At 66.1% G+C, this 23,428-nt stretch carries 22 protein-coding genes; 18 read left to right on the forward strand and 4 right to left on the reverse strand.

Going from position 1 to position 23,428, the window contains the following annotated elements; translation table 11 throughout:
* Positions 1-29 precede the first annotated feature (29 nt).
* From bioB to ACOOHP_RS18190, 9 genes are all read left to right on the forward strand, one after another.
* Entirely contained in the window at positions 30-1,079 is a 1,050-nt protein-coding gene (bioB, locus tag ACOOHP_RS18150) for a biotin synthase BioB (protein WP_420467892.1), read from the forward strand.
* Positions 1,080-1,088: 9 nt separating this feature from the next.
* Entirely contained in the window at positions 1,089-2,324 is a 1,236-nt protein-coding gene (locus ACOOHP_RS18155; RefSeq protein ID WP_420467893.1) for an aminotransferase class I/II-fold pyridoxal phosphate-dependent enzyme, read from the forward strand.
* 5 nt (positions 2,325-2,329) lie between these two features.
* The gene (gene bioD, locus ACOOHP_RS18160) at positions 2,330-3,034 is read left to right on the forward strand and encodes a dethiobiotin synthase (RefSeq protein ID WP_420467894.1); all 705 of its coding nucleotides are present in this window, start codon (positions 2,330-2,332) and stop codon (positions 3,032-3,034) included.
* Between the two features lie 78 nt (positions 3,035-3,112).
* Positions 3,113-3,634, forward strand: coding sequence for a DUF2244 domain-containing protein (locus ACOOHP_RS18165; RefSeq protein WP_420467895.1), 522 nt, complete (start codon positions 3,113-3,115; stop codon positions 3,632-3,634).
* A 45-nt stretch (positions 3,635-3,679) separates the two neighbouring features.
* Positions 3,680-4,894, forward strand: coding sequence for a cytochrome c oxidase subunit II (coxB, locus tag ACOOHP_RS18170; protein WP_420468740.1), 1,215 nt, complete (start codon positions 3,680-3,682; stop codon positions 4,892-4,894).
* Between the two features lie 77 nt (positions 4,895-4,971).
* Positions 4,972-6,624 carry a cytochrome c oxidase subunit I gene (ctaD, locus tag ACOOHP_RS18175; RefSeq protein ID WP_420467896.1) on the forward strand — a complete coding sequence of 551 codons (1,653 nt, stop codon included), beginning with the start codon at positions 4,972-4,974 and terminating at the stop codon, positions 6,622-6,624.
* Positions 6,625-6,627: 3 nt separating this feature from the next.
* On the forward strand, positions 6,628-6,753 hold the full coding sequence (locus ACOOHP_RS18180) for a hypothetical protein (protein WP_420467897.1): 126 nt from the start codon (positions 6,628-6,630) through the stop codon (positions 6,751-6,753).
* On the forward strand, positions 6,750-7,328 hold the full coding sequence (locus tag ACOOHP_RS18185; RefSeq protein WP_420467898.1) for a cytochrome c oxidase assembly protein: 579 nt from the start codon (positions 6,750-6,752) through the stop codon (positions 7,326-7,328). The genes ACOOHP_RS18180 and ACOOHP_RS18185 overlap by 4 nt, the downstream gene beginning before the upstream one ends.
* Before the next feature lie 21 nt (positions 7,329-7,349).
* The gene (locus ACOOHP_RS18190; protein WP_420467899.1) at positions 7,350-8,243 is read left to right on the forward strand and encodes a cytochrome c oxidase subunit 3; all 894 of its coding nucleotides are present in this window, start codon (positions 7,350-7,352) and stop codon (positions 8,241-8,243) included.
* Positions 8,244-8,331: 88 nt separating this feature from the next.
* Here ACOOHP_RS18190 and ACOOHP_RS18195 read toward each other — a convergent pair whose 3' ends face one another.
* A complete protein-coding gene (locus ACOOHP_RS18195) occupies positions 8,332-8,541 on the reverse strand; it encodes a twin transmembrane helix small protein (protein WP_420467900.1) in 210 nt (69 codons plus the stop codon).
* Between the two features lie 81 nt (positions 8,542-8,622).
* Between ACOOHP_RS18195 and ACOOHP_RS18200 the strand changes: the two genes are divergently transcribed.
* From ACOOHP_RS18200 to ACOOHP_RS18230, 7 genes are all read left to right on the forward strand, one after another.
* Positions 8,623-9,336, forward strand: a complete 714-nt coding sequence (locus tag ACOOHP_RS18200; protein ID WP_420467901.1) for an SURF1 family protein — start codon at positions 8,623-8,625, stop codon at positions 9,334-9,336.
* Positions 9,337-9,360: 24 nt separating this feature from the next.
* Complete coding sequence (locus ACOOHP_RS18205) at positions 9,361-9,984, forward strand: hypothetical protein (RefSeq protein ID WP_420467902.1); 624 nt, start codon at positions 9,361-9,363, stop codon at positions 9,982-9,984.
* Between the two features lie 223 nt (positions 9,985-10,207).
* Positions 10,208-11,233: a COX15/CtaA family protein gene (locus ACOOHP_RS18210; RefSeq protein WP_420467903.1), complete on the forward strand. Its 1,026-nt coding sequence runs from the start codon at positions 10,208-10,210 to the stop codon at positions 11,231-11,233.
* Between the two features lie 32 nt (positions 11,234-11,265).
* Positions 11,266-12,153, forward strand: a complete 888-nt coding sequence (cyoE, locus tag ACOOHP_RS18215) for a heme o synthase (RefSeq protein ID WP_420468741.1) — start codon at positions 11,266-11,268, stop codon at positions 12,151-12,153.
* 55 nt (positions 12,154-12,208) lie between these two features.
* The gene (locus ACOOHP_RS18220) at positions 12,209-12,946 is read left to right on the forward strand and encodes an MBL fold metallo-hydrolase (protein ID WP_420467904.1); all 738 of its coding nucleotides are present in this window, start codon (positions 12,209-12,211) and stop codon (positions 12,944-12,946) included.
* 97 nt (positions 12,947-13,043) lie between these two features.
* Positions 13,044-13,517 carry an OsmC family protein gene (locus ACOOHP_RS18225; protein ID WP_420467905.1) on the forward strand — a complete coding sequence of 158 codons (474 nt, stop codon included), beginning with the start codon at positions 13,044-13,046 and terminating at the stop codon, positions 13,515-13,517.
* Between the two features lie 16 nt (positions 13,518-13,533).
* On the forward strand, positions 13,534-14,823 hold the full coding sequence (locus tag ACOOHP_RS18230) for an O-acetylhomoserine aminocarboxypropyltransferase/cysteine synthase family protein (protein ID WP_420467906.1): 1,290 nt from the start codon (positions 13,534-13,536) through the stop codon (positions 14,821-14,823).
* Between the two features lie 10 nt (positions 14,824-14,833).
* Here ACOOHP_RS18230 and ACOOHP_RS18235 read toward each other — a convergent pair whose 3' ends face one another.
* Entirely contained in the window at positions 14,834-16,483 is a 1,650-nt protein-coding gene (locus ACOOHP_RS18235; protein WP_420467907.1) for an isovaleryl-CoA dehydrogenase, read from the reverse strand.
* A 583-nt stretch (positions 16,484-17,066) separates the two neighbouring features.
* Between ACOOHP_RS18235 and ACOOHP_RS18240 the strand changes: the two genes are divergently transcribed.
* Positions 17,067-19,322 carry an ATP-binding protein gene (locus ACOOHP_RS18240; RefSeq protein ID WP_420467908.1) on the forward strand — a complete coding sequence of 752 codons (2,256 nt, stop codon included), beginning with the start codon at positions 17,067-17,069 and terminating at the stop codon, positions 19,320-19,322.
* Positions 19,319-20,005, forward strand: coding sequence for a DNA-binding response regulator (locus ACOOHP_RS18245; RefSeq protein ID WP_420467909.1), 687 nt, complete (start codon positions 19,319-19,321; stop codon positions 20,003-20,005). Before ACOOHP_RS18240 ends, ACOOHP_RS18245 begins: the two co-directional genes overlap by 4 nt.
* 77 nt (positions 20,006-20,082) lie before the next feature.
* Here the strand turns inward: ACOOHP_RS18245 and ACOOHP_RS18250 are convergent, their stop codons facing one another.
* Positions 20,083-21,051 carry a helix-turn-helix domain-containing protein gene (locus tag ACOOHP_RS18250; protein ID WP_420467910.1) on the reverse strand — a complete coding sequence of 323 codons (969 nt, stop codon included), beginning with the start codon at positions 21,049-21,051 and terminating at the stop codon, positions 20,083-20,085.
* A gap of 773 nt (positions 21,052-21,824) precedes the next feature.
* On the reverse strand, positions 21,825-23,426 hold the full coding sequence (locus ACOOHP_RS18255; protein ID WP_420467911.1) for a mechanosensitive ion channel family protein: 1,602 nt from the start codon (positions 23,424-23,426) through the stop codon (positions 21,825-21,827).
* Between the last annotated feature and the right edge of the window lie 2 nt (positions 23,427-23,428).

Raw genomic sequence — 23,428 nt, forward strand, 5'->3', positions numbered from 1 at the left:
GATATTCTTGGTAATGGAAATTTTATTTAATGAATCAGCACACATTCTCGCCGCCCGAACTGCGCCACGACTGGACCCGCGAGCAGGTGCAGGCCTTGTTCGCGCTGCCCTTCAACGACCTGCTGTTCCGCGCGCAGACCGTGCATCGGCAGTTCCATGAATCGAACACGGTGCAGCTCTCGACCCTGCTGTCGATCAAGACCGGCGCCTGCCCGGAGGATTGCGGTTACTGCCCGCAGTCGGTGCGCTTCGAGACCGGCCTGAAGAAAGAGCCTCTGATGGAAGTGCAGGCCGTGGTCGAGGCCGCGCGCGAGGCCAAGGCCGGCGGTGCGACGCGCTTCTGCATGGGCGCAGCTTGGCGCTCGCCGAAGGATCGCGATCTGGACAAGGTCGAGGCGATGGTGCGCGAAGTGAAGGCGCTGGGCCTGGAGACCTGCATGACCTTGGGCATGCTCAAGGACACCCAGGCGCAGCGCCTCGCCGACGCGGGCCTGGACTACTACAACCACAACCTCGACACCTCGCCCGAGTACTACGGCAAGGTCATCACGACGCGCACCTACCAGGATCGCCTCGACACGCTCGAGCACGTGCGCAACGCGGGTATGAAGACCTGCTGCGGCGGCATCGTCGGCATGGGCGAGCAACCGGAAGATCGTGCGGAGCTGCTGCGCCAGCTCGCGAACCTGCCGGCGCATCCGGACAGCGTGCCGATCAACAACCTCGTGCAGGTTGCCGGCACGCCTTTGAAAGGCACGGCGGCGCTCGACCCGCTCGACTTCGTGCGCCAGATCGCGGTCGCGCGAATCATGATGCCGAAGTCGGCCGTGCGCCTGTCCGCTGGCCGCACCGAGATGAGCGACGAACTCCAGGCGCTGTGTTTCTTCGCCGGCGCGAACTCGATCTTCTACGGCGACAAGCTGCTGACCACCGAGAACCCGCAGAACGCGAAGGATCGCGCGCTGCTCGCACGGCTCGGCATGTCGGTGCAGGGCGCGGAGTCCGCCGTGCAGGAAGAGGCGATGGAAGCCTTGATCACCACTGGCGGCCCGTCCTGCAGCGCCAGCGGCTGCTGTTAGTCACAACGCATGGCCGACGACACCCGCCCGCCGTTGGACGCATCGTCCGCGCGAACGCTGGACGCGCGGCTGTCGCGGCGGCTGAGCGAGTTGCGCGATGCCGACCTGTACCGCGTGCGCCGCGTCATCGGTGGCACCCACGGGGTGCGCCTGGAGGTCGATGGCCACGAATGCCTCAACTTCTGCAGCAATGACTATCTGGGCCTGGCATCCGATCCGCGGGTGTCGCGGGCGGCGCAGCGGGCCTTGCAGGAATGCGGCACCGGCAGTGGTGCCTCGGCGCTGATCAGCGGCTACAACCGCGAGCACCGCCTGCTGGAGGAGGCGCTGGCCGAATTTACCGGCTACCCGCGGGTGTTGCTGTTCACCTCCGGCTGGGCCGCCAACTGCGGGGTGCTGCGCGGCCTGCTGGGACGCGACGACGTGCTGATCGCCGACGAACTCAATCATGCCTCGCTGATCGACGGCGGGCGTTTGAGCGGCGCGCGCTATGTCCGCGTATCACACGCGGATGTGGATGGCTTCGCTGCCGCGCTGGACGATTCCCGATTCCCGGTTGCCGACTCCCGTCTGCGCGTGGTCGTCACCGACTCGGTATTCAGCATGGATGGCGACCTTGCGCCTTTGCCCGGACTTTCTGCGCTGTGTACGCAACACGGCGCCGCGCTGATGACCGACGATGCCCACGGCTTCGGTGTGCTGGGGGCGCAGGGACGCGGTGCCAACGAACTGCTCGGAACCCGTCCCGACATCTACGTGGCGACCATGGGCAAGTCGCTCGGTGCAGCGGGCGCATTCGTCGCCGGCAGCGAAGCCTTGATCGAGTACCTGATCCAGCGCGCGCGCAGCTTCGTGTTCTCCACCGCGCCGCCGCCGGCCATCGCCGCGGCGGCGCGAGAAGCGCTACGCATCATCTCCGACGAGCCGGCGCTGCGCGCGCAGTTGCACGCCAACATCGCCCGATTCACCGAAGGGGCGGCGCAACTCGGCATCCGTCTGGGCCCACCCGCGGTGGAGCATGCTGGACTGACGCCGATCCAGCCGCTGCTCATCGGCGATTCGGCGCAGACGATGAAGGCGTCGCGCGCGCTGTTCGAGCGCGGTTACTGGGTGGCCGGCATCCGCCCGCCCACCGTGGCGGCCGGCACCGCTCGGCTGCGCATTACCCTGTCGGCCGGGCATCAGCCTGCACATATCGACGGCCTATTGGACGCCATGCGCGCCTGTGGCCTGGGTCGCAGCTGAGCCGGGTGGAGTGCCCGCCGAAGCGCCGCTGGCCGACCGTGTTCGTCACCGGCACCGATACCGGCGTGGGCAAGACGCATGTCACGGCCGGGTTGCTGCGCGCGGCGCGACAGGCTCGGCTGGATGTCTGCGGATACAAGCCGGTGGCCAGCGGCTGCCGGCGCAGCGCCCACGGTCTGCGCAACGACGACGCGCTGTCGCTGCAGGCGGCAGCCGCCAGCGCCGAGCCTTACGCCGACATCAATCCCTATGCCTTTGCCCCTGCGATTGCGCCGCATCTGGCCGCTGCTGCTGCGGGCGTCGCCATCGAGCGGAGCGTTCTGAACCGTACCTACGCGGGACTGGCCGACCGGCACGACTGGATCCTGGTGGAGGGCGCCGGTGGCTGGCAGGTGCCGCTGGGCCCGGACTGGAATTACGCCGACTGGGTGACCGAGCAGGGCTGGCCGGTGATCCTGGTGGTAGGGATGCGCCTGGGCTGCATCAATCACGCTCTGCTGTCGGCGGAATCCATCATGCGCCGCACCCGCTTGCTGGGCTGGATCGCCAACGAGCTGCCGCCAAGGCAGGCCGAGTTGGACGCCAACGTGACCGCGCTGCGACAACGACTGCCGGCGCCGCTGCTGGCTCGGGTCAAACCCGGTCGCCGACGGCTGGACGGAGCCTTGCGTGAAATCTTTGCCGAACTCTGCGAGCGCCAGCGGCGCTGAACCCTTTTGCGCGGGCTTGGAGGCTTCCACTACAATCCGCGGGCTGAAAACCTGATCGAGCCGCTCGCGGAGCCCAGATTGAGCCAGACCCACGACACGACGTTCGTGATCGGACCCAATGCCTCGCTCAGCCTGCGCGGAGCCTGCTGGTTCATGGGCTCGATCAGCGCGGTGACTCTGGGTGGCGCGCTCTGGTTCACCGCCCACGGATTCTGGCCGGTGTTGCCGTTCGCGGGTCTGGAACTGGCAGCGGTGGGTTGGGGGTTGGCGGTGTCCATGCGGCGCAGCCGGTATCGCGAGGTCGTCAACCTTGGCGAACGCACAGTGCGGGTGGAATTCGGAGTGGCGGGGCAGGGCTGTTCGGCGCGGGCGGAATTGCCGCGGGCCTGGACGAGAGTCGAAGTCGAACGCAAGCGGGGCAACCGGCACGCCCCGACACGGCTGGTATTGAGCAGTTCAGGTCAAAGAATCGTGATCGGGCGTTGCCTGACCGACGAAGAACGCGAGCAGTTGTCCACGCGATTGAAGCAAGTATTGCGGACAACGCCAGCACACCCTGATCCGGTGTTGCCGGCGCATACGACACCGGGAGAAGGATAGATGGCGATCAACAGCATCGGCGGCCGATTTGCTGCTGCGGCGGCAATGTGGATGGCGGGAATCGGCTTGGCGATGGCCTACACCGGCGAGCGCTACAACCTGCCGATGGGCGTTACCGAGATCAGCCGCGAAGTGCACGGGCTGCACATGCTCATCTTCTGGGTCTGCGTGGCCATCGCGGTGGTGGTGTTCGGCGCGATGTTCTACTCGGTGTTCGCGCACCGGCGCTCGGTGCATCCCAAGCCGGCCGACTTCCACGAGTCGACCACGGTGGAGATCGTCTGGACCACCATCCCCTTCATCATCCTGATCGCCATGGCCATTCCGGCGGCCGGCACCCTGATCAAGATGGAGGACACGCGCAACTCGGACATGACCATCAAGGTCACCGGTTACCAGTGGAAGTGGCATTACGACTACATCGGACAGGACGTGGCCTTCTTCTCCACCCTGTCGGCCGAATCCAACCGCGCGCGCCAGCTCGGTTCGGGCATCGATGTCAATACGGTGCCCAATTACCTGGTCGACGTCGATAAGCCGCTGGTGCTGCCGGTGGGCCAGAAAATCCGCTTCCTGGTCACCGCCAACGACGTCATTCACGCCTGGTGGGTGCCGGCGCTGGCGGTGAAGAAGGACGCCATCCCCGGATACATCAACGAGGTGTGGGCGCGCATCGACGAGCCCGGCACCTATCGCGGCGTCTGCGCGGAGCTGTGCGGGCGCGATCACGGCTTCATGCCGATCGTGGTGCAGGCCCTGCCCGAGGACGAGTACAACGCCTGGCTGGCCGAGCAGAAGGGCAGCGAAGTCGCTGCTGCCGCACCTGCGGCGACCACCGCCAGCGACGCTGGCGTCGACGCGCCGGCCGAAGCCGTCGCCGAACCGGCACCGGCTGCTGGCGAAACCACCGAACTGGCTGCGGCGGCGGCCGAAGAAGCGCCCGCCGCAGATGCAGCCGCTGCACCGTCCAAGGACGAGCAGATGGCTGCCGGCGAAAAGGTCTACAACGGCCAGTGCGCGGCCTGCCATCAGGCCGGCGGTACCGGCATCCCGCCCAACTTCCCCAGTCTGGTCGGCGGGGCGGTGTCCACCGGGCCGGCCGCGGAAATGCTCAACCAGATCGTCAAGGGCAAGAACCTGATGCCGCCGTTCGGGCATCTGTCCGACGACGAGATCGCCGCCGTCGCCACCTTTGTCCGCAATTCCTGGGGCAACAGTGCCAGCGCGGTCGCCCCGGCTGAAGTCGCAGCGCAGCGCTAGAGGTGCTGGCGACGGTTTGATCGGGTCTCACGGAAAAGCAGCAAGGTCTTAACTCAGCAGCATTGAGGATTGAAGTCATGGCGCAAACCGAAGCACATCACGACGACAAGCATGGCGGCAGCCATGCGCACGATGAACACGGTCATCATGGCCCCGAAAAAGGGATCATGCGCTGGATCAAGACCACCAATCACAAGGATCTGGGCACGCTGTACCTGATCTTTGCGTTCTCGATGTTCTTCGTCGGCGGCATGATGTCGCTGGTGATCCGCGCAGAGCTGTGGGAACCGGGCCTGCAGTTCGTCGACCCCGAGTTCTTCAACCAGATGACCACCATGCATGCGCTGGTGATGATCTTCGGCGGCGTCATGCCGGCCTTCACCGGCCTGGCCAACTGGATGGTGCCGATGATGGTGGGTGCCTCGGACATGGCACTGCCCAGAGTCAACAACTGGGGCTTCTGGATCCTGCCCTTTGCCTTCACCCTGCTGCTGTCCACGTTGTTCATGGACGGCGGTGCACCTGCCGGTGGCTGGACCATGTATCCGCCGTTGGTCCTGCAGACCGGCGAGGGCTTCCCGTTCCTGATCTTCGCCATCCATCTGATGGGCATCTCGTCGATCACCGGCGCCATCAACGTGGTGGTCACCGTGCTCAACCTGCGCGCCCCGGGCATGACGTTGCTGAAGATGCCGCTGTTCTGCTGGACCTGGCTGATCACCGCTTATCTTCTGATTGCGACCATGCCGGTGCTGGCCGGTGCGGTGACCATGCTGCTCACCGACAAGTACTTCGGCACCAGCTTCTTCACCGCTTCGGGCGGCGGCGATCCGGTGATGTTCCAGCACATCTTCTGGTTCTTCGGTCATCCCGAGGTCTACATCCTGATCCTCCCCGCGTTCGGGGTGGTGTCCACCATCATTCCGGCGTTCGCGCGCAAGCCGCTGTTCGGCTATGACTCGATGGTCTATGCCACCGCCTCGATCGCGTTCCTGAGCTTCATCGTGTGGGCGCACCACATGTTCACCGTCGGCATGCCGCTGGCCGGTGAGCTGTTCTTCATGTTCAGCACCATGCTGATCGCTGTGCCCACCGGCGTGAAGGTGTTCAACTGGATCGCCACCATGTGGCGCGGCTCGATGACCTTCGAGACGCCGATGCTGTTCGCCATCGCCTTTGTGTTCCTGTTCTCGATCGGCGGCTTTTCGGGCCTGATGCTGGCCATCGCGCCGGTGGACTTCCAGTATCACGACACCTACTTCGTGGTCGCGCACTTCCATTACGTGCTGGTACCCGGCGCGGTGTTCTCGATCATCGCCGCGGTGTACTACTGGATTCCGAAGTGGACCGGCGTGATGTACAGCGAGTTCTGGGGCAAGGTGCATTTCTGGCTGTCGGCCATCGCCGTCAACGTGACTTTCTTCCCGCAGCACTTCTCTGGGTTGGCCGGCATGCAGCGCCGCGTGCCCGACTACGCGGTGCAGTTCGTCGACTTCAACCAGGTCTCGACCATCGGCGCGTTCGTATTCTTCATCGCGCAGTTCATCTTCATCGGCAACATGATCCGTTGCATGGCGCGCAAGGGCGAGAAAGCCACGGCCCAGGTGTGGGAAGGCGCGCGCGGGCTGGAGTGGACGGTGGCTTCGCCGGCGCCGTATCACACCTTTGAAGATCCGCCGAAGGTCAGCGACGAGATTCTCGGCATTCCGAGTCACGGCAAGGCGCACTGATCGATGTCGGATCCCCGGCCCGGACACGACCCGCGCAAGTCGCGCCAGAACATCGTTCTGGCGCTGGCCCACGTGCTGCTGGTGGTCGTGATTCTGGCGGGCTTCGTCTACGTGCAGACACGCACATGAGCGCCGCCTCCAAGGCTGGCGTGCGGCACGGCTGGCGGCTGGGGCTGGTGGTCGTTGCGATGTTCGGTTTCGGGTTCGCGTTGGGGCCGTTGTACGACGCCCTCTGTCGCGTGACCGGGATCAACGGCAAGCTTTCCGGAGAGGTTGCCGATGAGGCTGCCATTACCCTGGTTGACGAGTCGCGCCTGATCACGGTGCAGTTCGTCACCACCGTCAACGGCGGCAAGCCTTGGGAATTCCGTGCCGAGCAGAGCGAGATCCAGGTCCATCCGGGCCAGCTCACCACGGTGAAGTTCTGGATGCGCAACACCGAGGGCCGCGATGTGGTGGCGCAAGCGGTGCCCAATGTGGCGCCGTGGAATGCGGCCAAGCACATGCACAAGACCGAATGCTTCTGCTTCAACAACCAGCCATTCAAGGCGGGCGAAGGCAAGGACATGCCAGTGCGTTTCGTGCTCGACCCGGCGCTGCCGGCGGATGTCGACACGGTGACCTTGTCGTACACGTTTTTTGATGTGACGGAAACGGCCAAGCCGGCCGTGCTTCTGCCACAGGTTCAGGGTTATCAGAGCTAGACCGAAGGGAGATTGGGAACGATGGCTACGCAAGCCGCTCACCACGACCACGCCGCAGTGTCAGACCGCTATTTCGTGCCCGCCCCGAGCGCCTGGCCGTTCGTGCTCACCGCTGCGCTCGCGGCGGTGGTCGTGGGCGTGGCGGGATTCCTGGAGAACAAGCACATCGGCCCGATTCCCATCTGGATCGGCTCGGCGGTTGCGATCTACATCATCTTCCGCTGGCTGCGCGCGGTGTCGCTGGAGTCCGAGCACGGCAAGTACAACCAGGCCGTCGACAGCACCTATCGGATGGCGATGGCGTGGTTCATCTTTTCCGAGGTGATGTTCTTCGGCGCCTTCTTCGGGGCGCTCTGGTACGCCCGCGAACTGTCGATTCCCTGGCTGTCGGGCGAGGGCACCAAGGTCGCCACCCACCTGACCCTGTGGCCGATGTTCGAGAACATCTGGCCCAACAACGGGCCGATGGAGCTCAACGGCAGCTTCGAGACCGTGGGCGCCTGGGGCCTGCCGTTCATCAACACTCTGCTGCTGCTGACCTCGGGTGTGACCATCACCATGGCCCACCACGCGCTCAAGGAGAATCACCGCCTGAGCTGCATCCTGTGGATGTGGGCAACGGTGGCACTGGGAGCTGCTTTCCTCGGCTGCCAGGCCTACGAGTACGTGCACGCCTGGGAGGGTCTGAACCTGACTTTGTCTTCCGGCATCTACGGCTCGACCTTCTACATGCTGACCGGCTTCCACGGCATGCACGTGACACTCGGAACGATCATGCTGATCATCATCACCTGCCGTCTGATGGCGGGTCACTTCAAACCGGACAGCCACTTCGGTTTCGAGGGTGTGGCCTGGTACTGGCACTTCGTGGACGTGGTGTGGATCGGGTTGTTCGTCTTTGTCTACGTCCTGTAAGGCGATTCCCCCAGGTCGTACCGGACGCAGCGGAAGGGCCCGGAAACGGGCCTTTTCCTTGTGCGGCCAGTTGCTGGCAAGACCGGGATCAGCCGCCGACGCCGTGTGGCTGCAGCCAGCCCATGAAGAAGGCCAGGACCAGCACCAGGATCAGCAGCACTTGTAGCCCCACCCGCCAGGACAGTGCGCGTGCCGTGCGCCGGCTGGTACTGGGGTCCTTGACCAGATACACGCCGCCGAAGATCAGGGCGGCGATGATGGCCGCGAGCAGCGCCAGAATGACGAACTTGATGAGCATGAAGGTCTGTGAAGGAGCGCAAAGCCCGCATGGTAGCGCCCGCTGCCGCGACTGCACGCAGATCGTCTAGGTCCGGAGCACATGGCGATCCGATTCCGACCGCCGCTGTGGTCCTGGCTGGGTCTGCTGACGCTGGGCGCCCTGCTGGTGTCCCTGGGGACCTGGCAGTTGCAGAGGGCCCAGTACAAGCGGGCGCTGGAAGTGGCCTATGCCCATGCGGCCGAAGCGCCGCAGCTGCGACTCGACGCGCAAACCGCCGCGGCGTCGCACGAGCGGGTGACGGTGGCCAAGGCGGTGGGCCGCCACGATTCGGAGCGGCAGATTCTGCTCGACAATCAACCGCGTCGGCGGGTGCCGGGTTATCGTGTGTGGACGCCGTTGGCCTTGGACGCCGGCGGCTGGGTGATGGTGGATCGTGGCTGGGTGCCGGCCGATCCGGATCGGGCGCGATTGCCGCAGATCGAGGTTTCGGAAACGCCCAGGGAGGTCTCGGGCTACTGGAGACCGTTGCCGGAGCCGGGCCTGCGACTGGCGGTCAACGATTGCGCGGCCGGCCCGTTTCCGCGGGTGTTGAGCTTTCCCACCGCCGAAGAGGTCGAGTGTGTGCTCGGCGTCGACATCCTCGCGGGAGTACTGCAGCTGGACCCGGAAGCGCCCGACGGTTTCGTGCGCGAATGGAGCCTGCCCAACCCGGTTCCGCCGGCGCGCCACTATGCGTACGCTGCGCAGTGGTACGCGTTTGCCGCGACCCTGTTGTTCCTGTTCGTCAAACTCAACCTGAAACGTAGCCCGTGAAGCACCAGCCGCGAAGCTCAGCCCGTGAATAGCACTTCCGCCGTACCTCCCAATGCGCCACGTGGGCGGGTCCAGTTCCTGCTGCTGGCGACCTTGTTCTTCTTTCCGTTGCTGCTGTCTTTCGGTCTGAACTACTGGTTCCCCGGCCTCAAGCCCAGCGGCACCACCAATTACGGCCAACTGGTCAATCCGCCGCAGGCGTTGCCGCCGATGCGACTGGTCGAGGCGGGCGTCGAGGCGCCGGCCGACGAAACCCTGTTCCGCGGTCGCTGGAGCTATATCGTGACGGCCGCAGGCGATTGCGACGACAGCTGTCTGCGCGCGCTGGTGATGTCGCGACAGGTGCGCCTGGCAATGAACGAGAAGCGCAGCCGCATCCAGCGCGTGCTGGTACTGGGCGATCCGTCGACGGTGAATCCGGTGGCGGCCCGCCTGGCACCGGAGCACCCGGACCTGCACGTGGTGGCGGAAACCGACGCGTCGCCGGTGCTGCGCGAATTCCTGCAGCCGCCCGGCGCGGCGATCTATCTGAGCGATCCGCTGGGCAACTGGATGCTGGTGTATCCGGCCCTGACCGATACGCAAACGGACTTCAAGGGCCTGCAGGAAGACATCAAGAAGCTGTTGCGCCTGTCCCGTATCGGATGAGACAGCCAGCCTTGGCATTTTCGCCTCACGCCTCGCCGGGGCTACCGCCCGCCGGGCCGGCGCACGCGAATGCCAAATCAAGGCACTCGCGTAAGCGCGCGCCGCCCCGGCCCTCACGCCTCACCGGGGCTGCCGCCCGCCAGGCTGGCGCATGGAAGTGGCAAATCCCGGCACTTCCGTAAGCTCGCGCCATCCTGGCCCTAACGCCTAACGCCCAAACTCCATGCCCGCTTTTCGCCTCGTCACCCTGATCTCGATCCTGCTGTGCTTCTGCGTGGTGGTGTTCGGCGCCTACGTGCGCTTGGCCGACGCCGGGCTGGGTTGCCCGGACTGGCCGGGCTGCTACGGGCATCTGGACGTGCCCAGGACCGAGGTGGAGATCGCTCACGCCGAAGCTCGCTATCCCGAGCGGCCGGTGGAGGCGCCCAAGGCCTGGAAGGAGATGATCCACCGCTATCTGGCTTCGACCCTGGGCCTGCTGATCGTGGCGCTGGCGGTGATGTCGCTGCTGTTCAGACAGGCGCAGCTGCCGCGGCGGTTGCCATGGTTCCTGGTCGGGCTGGTGATCTTCCAGGGCATCCTCGGCATGTGGACGGTGACCTGGCAGCTCAAGCCGCTGGTGGTCACCGCGCACCTGATCGGCGGCATGACCACGCTGTCGCTGCTGGTGCTGCTGGGCTTGCGCGTGTTTCGCCCCCGATCCGTGCCGGACACGCCGGTTGCCGGCGTCGTCGCGCCGCCCGTGACCGCGCCGTCCGGGCTGCAGCGCTGGGCGGCGATCGGCCTGGTGGTGGTGGCGCTGCAGATCTTCCTCGGCGGCTGGACCAGCACCAACTACGCGGCGCTGGCCTGCCCGGACTTTCCGACCTGCCACGGCCGCTGGCTGCCGGAGACCGATTTCCCGACTGCGTTCACGCTCTGGCACGGGCTGGGTATCAACTACGAGTTCGGCATTCTCGACAACGACGCCCGCATGACCATCCACTGGGTGCACCGCGTGGGCGCGGTGGTGGTCACCGCGGTGATCGGCCTGCTCGGCCTGTTGCTGCTGCGCGTACAGGCGCCGCTGTACCGCGGTCTCGGGGCACTGGTGCTGGGGCTGCTGGCGGTGCAGGTCGCCATCGGCATCATGACCGTCAAGCTGCAACTGCCGCTGCTGCTGGCGGCCGCCCATAATGGCGGTGCCGCCCTGCTCCTGCTGAGCCTGGTGAGCCTGAACTACTACGCCTGGAAGCCGCTGCAACCGTGAGCGCCACCCCGCAATCCCTGGCCGCGTCGTCGATGCGCAGCCGCGTCAACGAGTACTACGAGCTGTGCAAGCCGCGCGTGGTGATGCTGATCGTGTTCACCGCGGTGGTCGGCATGTTCCTGGCCGTGCCCGGCCTGCCGCCGCTCGATGCGCTGCTGTGGGGCACCGTCGGCATCGGGCTGCAGGCGGCCAGCGCCGCGGCGGTCAACCAGATCATCGACCTCAACATCGACCGCCGCATGGCGCGCACCTGCGGCCGGCCCTTAGTGACTGGCGCGCTGGGCATGACCGAGTCGATCGCGTTTGCCACCGTGCTCGGCCTGGCGGGTTTTGCGGTGCTGTGGTTCTGGGTCAATCCGCTGACCGCCTGGCTGACGCAGTTCACCCTGATCGGCTACGCCGGTATCTACACGCTGTATCTCAAGCGCGCCACGCCGCAGAACATCGTCATCGGCGGCGCCGCCGGTGCCGCGCCGCCGGTGCTGGGCTGGGTGGCGGTGACCGGCGAGGTGCACGCTCACGCGCTGATCCTGTTCCTGATCATCTTCATCTGGACGCCGCCGCATTTCTGGGCGCTGGCGATCGAGCGTTGCGAGGAGTACGCCAAGGCCGACATCCCGATGCTGCCGGTCACCCACGGCATCGAGTTCACCAAGACCCAGGTGCTGCTCTACACGGTCTTGCTGGTGGCGGTCACCATCCTGCCCTACGCCACCGGCATGAGCGGGCTGCTGTATCTGGTCGGGGCCCTGCTGCTGGGTGGCAAGTTCGTCGAGTACGCGGTGCGCCTCAAGTGGAGGCCGGTGCCCGGCCTGCCGATGAAGACCTTCGGCTATTCCATCGTCTACCTGATGGCCTTGTTCACGGTGCTGCTGGTGGACCATTACCTGGGCGCGATGCTGGAACTGCTGCCCGGCTGAGCGCAGCGGACCGAGGCGGCGTAAGCTGCCGTGGTCGTTACCGGGAGCGACCGTCATGACCGTCACCAACGCGCAGTCCGGCACCAACGTCCACGAGGTCGCCGACGGCATCTACCGCATCAACACGCCGATCACGTTCCCGGGCGGGGGCGGGTTCACCATGAACCAGTACCTGATCGTCGACGACGAGCCGCTGCTGTTCCACACCGGACCGCGCAGGATGTTCCCGCTCGTACGAGAGGCGGTGGCCAGCGTGATGCCAGTGGAGCGACTGCGCTATGTCGGGTTCTCGCATTTCGAGGCCGACGAATGCGGAGCGCTCAACGAGTGGCTTGCTGCGGCGCCGCAGTCGGTCGCCGTGTGCAGCAGAGTCGCGGCGATGACGTCGGTCGAGGACATCGCGGATCGCGCACCACGCCCGCTCGGCGACGGCGACACCATCAAGCTCGGCACGCGCAGCCTGCGTTGGCTGGACGCCCCGCACCTGCCGCATGGCTGGGACTGCGGTTACCTGTTCGAAGAACGCACGCGCACTCTGCTGTGCGGCGATGTGTTCACCCAGCCCGGTTCCGATATGCCGGCACTCACCGAGTCCGACGTGCTGGGGCCCAGCGAGGGCTTCCGCCAGGCCTTCGACTACTACGCGCACGGCACCGACACGCGCGCCCTGATCGAGAAGCTGGCCGCGACCGCTCCGCTCACGCTGGCCTGCATGCACGGCAGCGCCTGGCGCGGCGACGGCGCCAAGCTGCTTCGCGAACTTTCCGGCGCGTTGGCGCGGGGCCCGGCGTAGCGACGGGGACGCCCGTTCAGGGCAAACCCTCATCGCTTTCCTTATGGCTGCCGGCTACGGATAGTCTCGCTACTACACTCAGGAATCGGGAGTCGCTATGGCTGCGCAAGGGACGAAGGTGGCCTACGCCTTGTCGACCGAGGGCCGCGGCATGGCGCAAACGGCGCGCGTGCGCGGTACCCGTCACGTCATCGAGGTCGACGCGGTACCGGCCTTCGGCGGGCACGATGGCGCACCCGGACCGCTGGCCTATGCACTGGCGGCGCTGACCTCCTGCTCGCAGATCACCGCGCAGGCGACTGCGCAGCAACTCGGCATCCACATCGATCGCATCGACTTCGAGCTGGAGTCCGAGATCGATCTGGCGCTGCTGCTCGGTGCGACGCCGCAGGGACGTCCCGACTTCCAGGGCGTGGACGTGCAGGTCACGGTGCAAACCGACGCGGGCGCCGAGGCGGTCGCAAGACTGCAGGCCGAGACCGAGCGGCGTTGCCCGGTGTATCAACTGTTCACCCGCAGCGGCGTGCCGATCCGCAGCCGCTGGACCGCCCAACCCTCCACCGTGCGCTGACGAACGGAGCCTTGCGATGTCCGAAACGCCCAAGCTGAAATTCGAAACCCTGGCAATCCACGCCGGTTACCGGCCCGATCCCACCACGCGGGCGGTGGCGGTGCCGATCTACCAGACCGTCGCCTACGCGTTCGACAACACCCAGCACGGCGCCGACCTGTTCGACCTCAAGGTGCCGGGCAACATCTACTCGCGCATCATGAATCCCACCAATGACGTGCTGGAGCAGCGGCTGGCGGCGCTGGAGGGCGGCATTGCATCGCTGGCGCTGGCGTCGGGACAGGCCGCGGTGACCTACGCGATCCAGACCATTGCCACCGCCGGCGACAACATCGTGTCGTCCAGCACCCTGTACGGCGGCACCTACAATCTGTTCGCCCACACACTGCCGCAGTTCGGCATCGAGGTGCGCTTTGCGGACCCGCGCAAGCCGGGGAGCTTCGCGCCGCTGATCGATGCGCGTACCAAGGCGGTGTTCGCCGAATCCATCGGCAACCCACTGGGCAACATCACCGACATCGCCGCGCTGGCCCAGATCGCGCACGAGGCCGGCGTGCCGCTGATCATCGACAACACCGTGGCCACGCCCTACCTGCTGCGACCGTTCGAGCACGGCGCCGACATCGTGGTGCATTCGCTGACCAAGTATCTCGGCGGTCACGGCACCACCCTGGGCGGCGCCATCGTCGACTCCGGGCGGTTTCCCTGGGCCGAACACAAGCAGCGTTTTCCGCGCCTCAACGAACCGGACCCCAGCTACCACGGCGTGGTCTACACCGAGGCTTTGGGCCCTGCCGCTTACATCGGGCGTGCGCGCGTGGTGCCGCTGCGCAACATGGGCGCCGCGCTGTCGCCGTTCAACGCGTTCCAGATCCTGCAGGGGATCGAAACCCTGGCCCTGCGCATGGACCGTATCGTGGACAACAGCCTGCGCATCGCCGGACACCTGAAGACGCACCCCAAGGTGCAGTGGGTGGGCTATGCCGGCCTCGAAGACAACGTCGACCATGTGCTGGCGCAGCGATATCTGCGCGGTCGGGCGTCGGGCATCATCACCTTCGGTCTGCGCGGCGGTCGGGTCGCGGGTGCTGCCTTCCAGGACGCACTGAACCTGTTCACGCGCCTGGTCAACATCGGCGACGTGCGCTCCCTGGCCACACACCCGGCGACCACCACCCACCGCCAGCTTTCGCCGGAGGAACTGGCCAAGGCCGGCGTGAGCGAGGACACGGTGCGCTTGTCCGTCGGCATCGAGCATGTCGACGACCTGATCGCGGACCTCGACCAAGCTTTGGCGCAGGCCTGAACCTCGCTGCTCAGACGCCGGGGAAGCTGCGCTCGATCAGATATCCAAACGGTGCGTCGGCAGGCAAGGTGCCAAACGCCAGCCCATGTTCTCCGCCCAGACGCGACCGACAGAAGACGCTGGCCACCTCCATGTTGCCCGCACGCAACAGGATGCTGGCCTGCAAGGCCAGCGCGGTGCGCTCTACCAGCATGCGGCTGCGCACCTCCAGGGTGGTGCGATCAGTGAGCGCTTCGCCCAGCCAGTGCACTTCGGCATCCAGGCTGGCGTCGAGCCCTCGCGCGGCCAGCAGTTCGGCGAACAGCGCCTCGCGCGCTTCGGGTTCCTTGCCCAGTGCGCGCAGCACGTCCAGGCACTGGATGTTGCCGCTGCCTTCCCAGATCGAATTCAGCGGCGCCTGCCGGTACAGCCGCGGCAGATTGCTTTCTTCGACATAGCCGGCGCCGCCCAGACATTCCTGCGCCTCGTTGACCAGCGGCGGGCAGCGCTTGCACACCCAGTACTTGCCGATGGCGGTGGCGATGCGCGCCAGCGCCGCTTCGCCGGGCTGACGCGGACCGGCGTCGACCGCGCGCGCAACACGCATCGTCAGTGCGATCGCCGCCTCGGATTCCAGTGCCATGTCCGCCAGTACGTTCTGCATTAGCGGCTGCTCGCTCAGCAGCTTTCCAAACACTTTGCGATGCTGCGCGTGATGCAGCGCCTGCACGCAGCCCTGCCGCATCAGCGCGGCGCTGCCGATCATGCAGTCCAGGCGTGTCAGCGCCACCATCTCCAGGATATTGGCCACGCCACGACCGACCTCGCCGACGATCTGCGCATAGGCACCGTGGAACTCGACTTCCGAAGAGGCGTTGCTGCGATCTCCCAGCTTGTCCTTCAGCCGCTGGATATGGATGGCGTTGCGCGAACCGTCGGGACGCAGCTTGGGCGTCAGAAAGCAGCTCAGCGACTGATCGACATAGGCCAGCACCAGCCAGGCGTCGCACATCGGCGCCGAGAAGAACCATTTGTGGCCGACCAGCGCATAGCTGCCGTCGGCCTGCAGCAGCGCCCGCGTGGTGTTGGCGCGCACGTCGGAGCCGCCCTGCTTCTCGGTCATGCCCATGCCCACGGTGCAGCCGCGCTTGGACTGCATCGGCAGTACCCGCGGGTCGTACTCCAGTGCATGAATCTTCGGCAGCCAGTCGCGTGCCAGTTGCGGCGCATGGCGCAAGGTCGGCGCCGCCGCATGCGTCATGGTCAGCGGGCAGCCGCTGCCGGCCTCGGCCTGCGCGTGCAGGTAACTCAGCGCCGCCCGCGCCACGTGCGCGCCTGGGGTGTCCTGATGACGCCAGGCAAAGGCGTGTACGCCATGGCGCATGCCCAGTTCCATCACGCGGTGCCAGGCGGGATGGAACTCGACCTCGTCGATGCGATGGCCATAGCGATCGAACGCGCGCAGCTTGGGCGGGTTCTCGTTGGCGGTGTAACCCAGGTCCATCAGTTCGCCGCCGGCGACCGCGCCGAACTCGAGCAGTTGCGGCTCGGCCCAGGCGCCGCCTTCGCGTGCCACCGCGTTGCGCAGCGCGGTGTCACTCAACCAGGCGTTGTAGTGGCCGATGGGCGGCGTCTGATTGGCGACCTCGTGGGTCGTGAAGGACGAGACGGAGTTCGTCATGGTCGTTCCTCGCAGCAGGGGCGTCAGTGTGGTTGGCGACGTGGGTTACCGCAACGACGTACAGGCCTTTCGGTACGAACGGAAAACTCCCAGGCAGGGCGGCCCTGCGCGCGGCTCGATCCGAAAAACCGGCGGGCCTTTGGCCGCGCAGCGGGTGAGGGCATGGATGAACGCGGGGCGATCCGGGTAGCCGAGCCGAAGGACAATCAGAGAGAATGTTTGCGCAAGGGTGTTGAACAAGGCACTTGCACATCCGAAGCGGCAGTCGCGGTGGGTGACCCAGTCGCGTGATGCTTTTTGCAGGCTCGAAGCTTGATCGTCTTTCAGGGCGGTTCAAACGTACTCGCAAGACATTCCGGTGAGGGAAGCGCGCGGATGTCCTCAGGGGTAGACCCAGAAGTCATGCACGGCAGATTCTTTGCCGTCATCTTTGCTGACACATTGGCGTGACGCTGCCAGGCGCGTCCGCAAATCGCATCCCATGAACATGCGACACGAAATGTTGAGGCGGCTTCGCGATCCGCGTGTCGGACGGCCGGACGCGGGCTGGGCCGGACGCAGCCTGGACGGGTCGATCCAGCGGGTGATTCTCATCGCCATCGCGACCTTCCAGGGCCTGATGGCGCTGGCGGCGATCTGGTCGCTCGGCCTGGCACCGGCCGGGCTGGCGGTGGCGGCCTGCCACCTCGTGGGCATCGGCGCCGCGCTGGCGGTGCTCCGCTACGGTCGCGGGCAATTGCCTTTGATCCTCGGTTCATGGGCACTCTTCGTGGTGGCCTGGGCCGTCTCGCCGACGCCGGAAAGCACGCTGCTGTTCACGGCGTGCTGGATGTGCAACCTGACCAGCGCCACGCCGGCCGTCCGGCTCCGCGGCAAGGCGTCGTGGTGGGCGCCGCTGGCGGCCACGGTGACGATCCCGGTCCTGATGGTCCTGGCACGTCCGGAGTGGGCGGCCCTACCGCTGGTGCACAGCGTTCCCGTCACCCTGGTGGCAATCACGCTGGCGACCCGTATCGGTCTGTCCTACGTGATCGACTACACCGCCGGCGTCGATGCCGAGGCCCGCGCGCTGCAGGACCGGACGGCGGCCCTGACCACCCGCAAGGCGGCCACACATCAGGCCGCCGAGGATGCCCGCGTTCTCCACGACACCGCCATCAATACCCTGGGCGCCATCGCCAGTGGAGGCGCCGCCATCGATGACATCGACGCGGTGCGCCAGCGCTGCCTGGCGGATGTGGCCACCATCGACGCCCTGCGATCCGCCGCCGGTGACCGCCCGACGGCTCGCACCGGTCTGCGCGACGACATCCGCGCCGTCGGCATCCGGGTGTGCCACACCGGGCTGCCGGAAGCGGAGATCGCCCGCATCGAGGCGCTGCTGCCGCCGTCGGTGATCCAGGCCTTCAGCCGTGCGACGGCCGAGGCGGTGCAGAACGCGGCCAAGCACTCGGGTGCGCCGGAGGTGGTGGTGTGCATCACCCGCACGAGCGACGGTGTGCGCGTCACGGTCAGCGATCAGGGGGTCGGCATCCGCGACGGCCTGCGTCGCGATGGCGGGGTGGAGCGCTCGATCCTGGCACGCGCACGGCAGGCCGGTATCCGCGCGGCCATCGACAGCGCGCCGGGCCGGGGCACGACGGTGACGCTCGGCTACGCGCTTGGCGATGCGGCGGACGCTGCTCCGGGTAATGTCCCGAACGATGGCGCCGAGCCGCCGCGCGCAGACGAGCCGGTCGGCCCGGGTGCGGAGACGGTCGAGGACCTGGTCCGCCAGCTGCGGTGGCGAGCGGTCTACGCGCTGTCGGCGGGTCTGGTGGGGGTCGGGGTGGTGCTGTCGGCCGTGAACCACCCCGGTGCGGTCACGCCGGATTGGCTGATGGTGGCGGTGGTGGCGCTGGCCTGCGGGCTGGCCTGGCGCGAGCGGGAACGAGCACGCCTGTCGATGGCGACCGTGGCGGCCTTGCTGGCGGCCGGGCCGGTGGCGTTCGTGCTGTCGGCCTGGTCGGTCGGCTTCGGCCGGGTCGATCCCACGCTGTGGCAGGCCATTGCCCCCACCGGGCCGCTGCTGGTGCTGACGATCGTGTCGCTGCCGCGGCCGGTGACGATCCTGGGGTTTGCTGCCTATCTGCTGGCCGTGGTGCTGACCGCCGTCGGCGTGGCGCCAGCCTCGCGGGAGGCGGCCGCTGTCATCCTCGTGGCCGGGCTGGTCGGCGTCGGCCTGATCGTGGGCGTTCTCAGCTTCGTCCGCAGTCTGGCCGCAGTCGCCGCCCGGGCGCACGCGGAGCAGCAACAGGCCTTCCGGTTGGGTCTCGAGATGGCGGCCGTGGAGGCCGCCACCGAGACCCGGCGCCGCTGGCGCGAAGCGGGACTGGAACAATCGGTGCGGTTGCTGCGCGCCATCGGCGACGGGCGCGCCGAGCCGCACGACCCGGCGATCCGCCAGCGCTGTGCAGAGGAAGAGGCCTTCCTGCGCCAGCTGTCGCTGCTCAACCCGGAGCTGATTCAGATGGGCACCTGGTTCGCACGCGCACTCAACACCTCGCGTCTTCGCGGCGTGGGCCTGACCGTGCGCGCGGGCGCGGTGGATGCAACGGCCGATCACGCACGCGACCTGGGCGGCACGCTACTGGCGGTGGTCGAGTCGGTCGCGCCGGGGACGCGGCTAACGACGGCATTGTTCGCCACGGTCAGAGGTCTGACGATGACACTGGTTGCGCCGACGCCGCATCTGGCCTCGGCGCTGAGCGGAGACGGACGCCATGCGGGTCAGTTCAGGCTGCAGACCCTCGGCAATCAGGATCTGGTCGAACTCGTCGTGACCGGAGGAATCACATGAGCGATGCGATAACAACGCTGGGCGAGGCCCCGCAGACCCACCGGTGGAATGTTGCGGTGGTCGAGGACCATCTGCTTCAGCGCAAGCGCACCGAAGAATTGGTGGCGGCCCAGCCGGGCCTGCGCGCGGTCTGGTCCGGCGAGACCCTGCCCGAGTTCCTGGCCTGGGTCGACGGCGCGCCACCGGGGGATCGCCCGCATCTCTTGCTGCTCGATCTCATGGTCGAACGTGGCCCCAGTGCCACCCCGGAGCAGATCGAGACGGTGATCGCTGCAGGCATCCGCGTCCTGGTCATCTCCGCACTGGCGTCGCCGACACTGATCCGTCGGGTGATTCGCGCCGGCGTGGTCGGTGTGGTCGGCAAGCGCGACTCCGAGGCCGATATCGTGGCGGCCGTCTGGACTGCATTGGGACAGGGCAGCTGGATGACGCCGGAGCTGGCGAGCGTCATCGTCGGTGACGAGCACCGTCCGGCGCTCAGCGAGCAGGAGGAGAGGGTGCTGGTGTTGTACGCCTCCGGCCTGACCCTGGGGGGAGTCGCCGAGGCGCTGGGCATCAAGGCCGACACTGCGAAGAAATACCTGAACCGGGTCAAGGTGAAGTATGCCGCCGCCGGCCGTCCCGCATCGACCAAACTCGAACTCAACGAGGTCGCCCGGCAGGACGGCTTACTCGAGACCTGACTGCCATGGCGCTCAGTCGGCGCAAGTGCGGTCAGGTGCAGCGCGTTCGCCTCGGCCCAACGCGGTGCCGATCATGATCACAGGCCGGGTTGCTGCACCGAGGCGGTAGATGATTTCCCGTCCCAGGATGGCGCACGCCGGGCAAATCTTTCGCTCCTGAACGCGGACGGACTCTTGCCGGTCCATCGATAGAAGGCATGAGAGAAGGCGGACAGATCCGAGTAGCCAAGGCGATCGGCGAGCTGGGACAGCGACAGCGAGGGGTTCTGGAGCAGGGCGCTTGCGTACTCGATGCGGCAACTCCTGATGATCTCCTGATAGCTCGTGCGCTCTCTTTCCAGGCGAATCCGCAACTGCCTTGGCGTCAGGTTCAGGGCTTTGGCCAAGCGCTCCTGTGACGGAGGTGCTGCTATGCCCGACATGATGGCTTCCCGCACCCGGTCTTTCAGCATTGATCCGCAAACCTGGAAATCCGCCCGCGCCGCGCAGGCGCGCACGATGCTGTTGAAGGTATCGATGTCGGCATGCATGTTCGGCAGGTCGAGTACGGCCCGCGCGAACACCAGCGTATTGGACTTGCCGTCCGTGTTCGGCGTCAGAGACAGGCATTTGCGGTAGCTGGTTTCGGCCCCCTTCGAACTGGGCGTCAGCTCCAGACGGGCAATGTTGCCGGAGCGACCGCTGCGGCGAGCGATCTCTGCGTCGATGGCGGCGGTGCATACGGCGACGATCAGCGCTTCACCCGCGCAGTCGATGGGGCAGCGAAAACCGATGGTCAGACGTCCTTCCGAAGCGCTCTCCGCGTAGGCGCAATCGACCAGCGGCACCGCCAGATGATGAACGTCTGCAATGAAGCGCAGGGCGGCACCGACCGTCGGTGCGGTCAGCGCACCCAGAGACAGCACGCCATAGGCCGTCACCGGCACGCGTGCACCGATCTGAAAGCCCAGTTCCACGGCATTTGGCAAGCGCCCGAGCGTCGTGAACAGGTTTGCAATTTTCCGATGCTGTTCGTCGCGTCCGGACTCCATGATCCGGTTGATCATGCTGTCGATATGAAATCGCAACGGATCCGCACTTCCAAGATGCGGAGCCCATAGCCGTCTCAGCTTGATCCAGAACGATGGTTGAATCTGCATACCTGCCGGCCTGCTGTAACTTCGGAGTCGATCAATCCCAGTGAGGACATCTGCAGGTCGACGGTCATGTGAAATCGGCGCCTCCCGGGGCTTGCTGCCGGAAACTCCCTTTCGCCCGAGAATGCCAATCCGTCGATACCTGCAGCGTGTCAAGACGACCGAAAAACTACACAAATCAACGCAAGATTTATGTTCCCCGTTCGGATGCGATTGCGCCGATAGATGACCTCCTTTGGGGGGTCACTGAAGTGCATCCCTCGCGCCGGATCGGCGAGAGATTCCGGATCGATGCACGGGGCAGTGTCTTGCGCCGGGAGAAAGCGCGGGTCGGACCGAAGTTGGAGAGGTCTCTTCGCAGCACTCAGGCTGCGGGTGTGCAGGGACTGCGGATTGCCAGCGCGTTCGCGATCTGTGAGGAGACAAAAAACGCGCAAAGATGGCTGCATCAGAACGAAAACGCTCGAGCCTGGCCGCCAGACCAAGGTTCAGCAAGTGCGAAAGCAGGGCGCCTCGCATGCGGTCATCGCTACCCGGCAACACTCCTTGGGGAGCTGCCGCTCACTTCGCATTTCAGCACATCATTCAGGGATCAAACCTCCCGCAGGTCCGCCGCAGCGCCGATTTCTCCTACAGTTCGAGAAAATCGGTATTGCCTGCACGTCGAATTTTGATTCGCGGGGCTATGCGGGCTCCGCTTCGTCATCGTTCTGGTCGGCCGGACCCGGCTCACCGCGGGCGCTGCCGGTGGTCACCGGCGCAGTGCGGACCGCGGCTTTGGGTATTGGCGTTTCTGCGGCTCGACGCTCGGCCAGCACTACCTCGATTTGTCCGGGGACATGCAGGTCCCGCTGCGGGAACGGGATGCCGACACCTTCCGCGTCGAAGCGCTCCTTCACCTGTCGCGTGATATCCCAGTACACATCCCAGTAGTCGCCCGTAGCCGCCCAGGGGCGGACAATGAAATTGACGCTGCTTTCGCCCAGTTCGTGCACCTTGATCACCGGAGCTGGATCTTTGAGCGCCTTGGGATGCTTGCTGACAATGTCGGAGATGATCGCTTCTGCAGTCCCGATGTCGTCCTTGTAGGCGATGCCAAAAACAAGATCGACGCGGCGGGTCGTCTGCCCCGTGAGGTTGGTGATCACGCCGTTCCACACCTGATTGTTCGGCACGTACATGGCCTGGTTGTCGAAGGTCATGATGCGCGTGCTGACCAGGCTGAGCCCGTCCACCTTGCCGGTGACGCCGCCGGCACTGACGACATCGCCCACATCGAAGGGCTTGTTCATCAGGATCAACAGGCCGGAGGCGAAATTGCTCAAGGTGCCTTGCAGCGCCAGGCCGATGACCAGACCGGCGGCGCCCAAGGCCGCGACCAGTGGTGTGATGTTGACGCCGAGCACGCCGAGCGACACCACCACACCAACGATCATGACGATGTTTCGCACCACGCCGGCGAATACATCCCTGAGCATGGGGGACACGTCCTTGTTGAGGCGAGTCATCGCCGCGCCCACGCCCCTGCCGATCAGTTTGCTGGCGTACCAGAAGACCAGCAACGTCGCCAGGAATCCGAGAATGCGCGTCGCCCAGCGGATGCCGCCGGCCTCGCTGATGGTCCACGCCCAGGCCTGCTTGCCGAGGACATCGAAGTCGGTCAGGTTGAGCTTGATGCCGGTCACGTCGGTGATGTATTGACGGTAGCCGCTGGGATCATCCCCGCGCTTTTCCATCATGCGCAGCAACACCTCCATCCGCTCCACGATCGCCTGAATGACGGCCTCGGCATCGGTGGCCTTCGCGGTGAGGTCTGCAGAAATCTCCGCATTGTCGGGCCTGTCGGCCGCCAGCAGCAGACGGTTGCGCTCCCGCACCTTCTGCTCAAGCAGTCCGGCCCAGATGTCGGCTCGCTCCTTGATCTCTGCGGTCTGCAACGGCTGCAGTTCCAGCTCCAACTCGCGTACCGGGACCGTCCACGGATCCGGGCGCTCGTGGACGGGCAGATCGCGCTGAACGCCCTCGACCGCCTTGGCGATGGCCTCCGCTTTTGCGGCGTGAAGGCGCTCTTCCTCGGTGAGCGCCGCCTCGGCCTGGCGCTTTGCGTCTTCTTCCGCGGCTTTCTGCTCCGAGGCCCGCGGACTGCGAATGGCACTCAGGTAGGCACGCTCCGCTACGACACTATCGCCGCGGCGCTCAACCAGATCGAGCCCCACATTCAGGCGCTCGACCAGCAGTTGAATACGCTCCTTGGCCAGTTCCCGGCGCGCGGTGAACGCGGCCACCA

The organism is Panacagrimonas sp. (genome assembly GCF_965216805.1).
In the GTDB taxonomy this organism is placed as follows: Bacteria; Pseudomonadota; Gammaproteobacteria; order Nevskiales; family Nevskiaceae; genus Panacagrimonas.

Bases quoted from the DNA above. Each gene is read 5' to 3' on its own strand.
- bioB (WP_420467892.1), top strand. From the start codon at position 30: ATGAATCAGCACACATTCTCGCCGCCCGAACTGCGCCACGACTGGACC.
- ACOOHP_RS18155 (WP_420467893.1), top strand. From the start codon at position 1,089: ATGGCCGACGACACCCGCCCGCCGTTGGACGCATCGTCCGCGCGAACG.
- coxB (WP_420468740.1), top strand. From the start codon at position 3,680: ATGTGGATGGCGGGAATCGGCTTGGCGATGGCCTACACCGGCGAGCGC.
- ctaD (WP_420467896.1), top strand. From the start codon at position 4,972: ATGGCGCAAACCGAAGCACATCACGACGACAAGCATGGCGGCAGCCAT.
- ACOOHP_RS18180 (WP_420467897.1), top strand. From the start codon at position 6,628: ATGTCGGATCCCCGGCCCGGACACGACCCGCGCAAGTCGCGCCAGAAC.
- ACOOHP_RS18185 (WP_420467898.1), top strand. From the start codon at position 6,750: ATGAGCGCCGCCTCCAAGGCTGGCGTGCGGCACGGCTGGCGGCTGGGG.
- ACOOHP_RS18190 (WP_420467899.1), top strand. From the start codon at position 7,350: ATGGCTACGCAAGCCGCTCACCACGACCACGCCGCAGTGTCAGACCGC.
- ACOOHP_RS18195 (WP_420467900.1), bottom strand. From the start codon at position 8,541: ATGCTCATCAAGTTCGTCATTCTGGCGCTGCTCGCGGCCATCATCGCC.
- ACOOHP_RS18200 (WP_420467901.1), top strand. From the start codon at position 8,623: ATGGCGATCCGATTCCGACCGCCGCTGTGGTCCTGGCTGGGTCTGCTG.
- ACOOHP_RS18210 (WP_420467903.1), top strand. From the start codon at position 10,208: ATGCCCGCTTTTCGCCTCGTCACCCTGATCTCGATCCTGCTGTGCTTC.
- cyoE (WP_420468741.1), top strand. From the start codon at position 11,266: ATGCGCAGCCGCGTCAACGAGTACTACGAGCTGTGCAAGCCGCGCGTG.
- ACOOHP_RS18220 (WP_420467904.1), top strand. From the start codon at position 12,209: ATGACCGTCACCAACGCGCAGTCCGGCACCAACGTCCACGAGGTCGCC.
- ACOOHP_RS18225 (WP_420467905.1), top strand. From the start codon at position 13,044: ATGGCTGCGCAAGGGACGAAGGTGGCCTACGCCTTGTCGACCGAGGGC.
- ACOOHP_RS18230 (WP_420467906.1), top strand. From the start codon at position 13,534: ATGTCCGAAACGCCCAAGCTGAAATTCGAAACCCTGGCAATCCACGCC.
- ACOOHP_RS18235 (WP_420467907.1), bottom strand. From the start codon at position 16,483: ATGACGAACTCCGTCTCGTCCTTCACGACCCACGAGGTCGCCAATCAG.
- ACOOHP_RS18245 (WP_420467909.1), top strand. From the start codon at position 19,319: ATGAGCGATGCGATAACAACGCTGGGCGAGGCCCCGCAGACCCACCGG.
- ACOOHP_RS18250 (WP_420467910.1), bottom strand. From the start codon at position 21,051: ATGATCAACCGGATCATGGAGTCCGGACGCGACGAACAGCATCGGAAA.